Annotated in this window: 2 protein-coding genes; one reads left to right on the top strand and one right to left on the bottom strand. The window is 30.8% G+C overall.

Features of this window, described 5'->3' with window-relative positions; all coding sequences use genetic code 11:
* A partial coding sequence (locus ACRC03_RS08340; RefSeq protein WP_438652104.1) for a hypothetical protein occupies positions 1-540 on the bottom strand: 540 nt, incomplete at its 3' end.
* 226 nt (positions 541-766) lie between these two features.
* Between ACRC03_RS08340 and dcm the strand changes: the two genes are divergently transcribed.
* Positions 767-1,842: DNA (cytosine-5-)-methyltransferase (dcm, locus tag ACRC03_RS08335; RefSeq protein WP_438652103.1), on the top strand; the 1,076-nt coding region annotated here is incomplete at its 3' end.

Below are 1,842 nucleotides of genomic sequence, written 5' to 3'. Positions count from 1 at the left end.
ATTTTCTATTTGGCTTATATCAACTTGTGTTGCACATAAGTGGAATTTATTTTCGGCTCTAAGTATAAAGAAGTAATATATTTTATCAAGAGACTGCTCGGTACAAACTCTACTTAATTTTTTATATAGAATATCTTTCCATCCATCTACAATTTCAGCGTATTTTTTTTCTTTAAACATATTATCTAAGTCAACACCTGAATCAGTAAACTTTTGAGCTAAAGAAGTTTCACCTGAATCAGATGTAGCTAACTCACCATTTTTAGTACTTTTAGCAGATAACATTTTAACATCAATACCTGAATTTTCATGAACTATATCAATGGCATAACTACCAGCTCCTACAGGTTTACCACCTATTGCTTGAACTATCCACTGTTCAATATGCTCCTTAGGTACCTGAACACCAAGTGGAGCCTGACCAACTAATATTTCAGGTTGAGCAATCATTGCTTTTTTGATGTAGAATCTAAGAACATCTAATGACCTTGTATCAAATAATTCCTCTAATTGTGCCTTAGTTAAAGGGTTAAGTATCATATATTATCCTCCTAATTGAATTAAGCTTCATAAATAAGAATTTAAAAGCAAAACTCTTATGTAGCTTTTAGGTGATTATAATTCAATATGGTAAAAATAAGAATGTACGATAGTGCATATTTGATAAAAAAAAATAAAAAAAATAAAAAAATGTGCAATCATGGCTGCAAAAACACTAAATATATGTTAATATCATTAAATGATTAAAACCTTAGGAGGTAAACAAATGACAAAACAATATAAAGTAGGAAGTATGTTTGCTGGTATAGGGGGGATATGCTTAGGATTTAAAAGGAATAATTGTGAGATAGTTTGGGCTAGTGAAATAGATAAATATGCCTGTGAGACATATAGACATAACTTTGATGGAGCTGATTACTTAGTTGAGGGAGATATAAGAGATATAACAGCAAGAAAAGAAAATGAGACTAGAGAAGAACAACTAAAAAGAGTAGCAGCTACTGTACCAGATATTGATATATTAAATGGAGGGTTTCCATGCCAAGCATTTAGTATTGCTGGAGATAGAAAAGGATTTGAAGATGAAAGAGGAAATATGTTCTTTGAGATTGCAACAGTTCTAGAAGCTAAGAAACCAAAAGCTTTCTTACTTGAAAATGTTAAAAATTTAAGAACTCATGACGGTGGAAATACTTTTAAAGTTATAAAAGAGAAGCTTGAAGAATTAGGATACACTGTAAAAGCAGAAGTTTTAAATTCTATGGACCATGGAAATATACCTCAAAATAGAGAGAGGATATTTATAGTTGGATTTTTAGATGAAAAGTCAGCTGAGCAATTTAAGTTCCCTGAAAAGATAGAGCTTACTAGAACTATAGCTGATTTAATAAACTTAGATGAAAAGAAAGATGAAAAGTTTTATTATAATACAACTAAGTACTATGAAGATTTAGTAAGGGATATGAAAAGACAAGACACTATATATCAAATAAGAAGAGGTATGTATGTAAGAGAGAATAAAAGTAATGTATGTCCGACATTAACAGCTAATATGGGTACAGGTGGACACAATGTTCCATTAATAAAAGATAACAATGATATAAGGAAGCTTACTCCAGAGGAATGCCTTTTATTCCAAGGATTTAATGTTGATGACAGTTGTCATACTCATAGTTTCCCAGAGTTTGTAACAGATGATAAGGGAAGACAAAGAGCTTACGCAAATAGTCATAAGTACAAGCAGGCAGGTAACTGTGTAACAGTAACTGTTATTGAAAGAATAGTAGAAAATATGTTGGATGCTATTGAACATAAGAATGATAAAAATATGTTAGATGAAGT

It is taken from the genome of Romboutsia sp. (genome assembly GCF_051659545.1).
GTDB lineage: Bacteria > Bacillota > Clostridia > Peptostreptococcales > Peptostreptococcaceae > JBOFOR01.
Note: the sequence above shows the minus strand (reverse complement) of the source record. Positions and strands in the feature narration are given on the sequence as shown.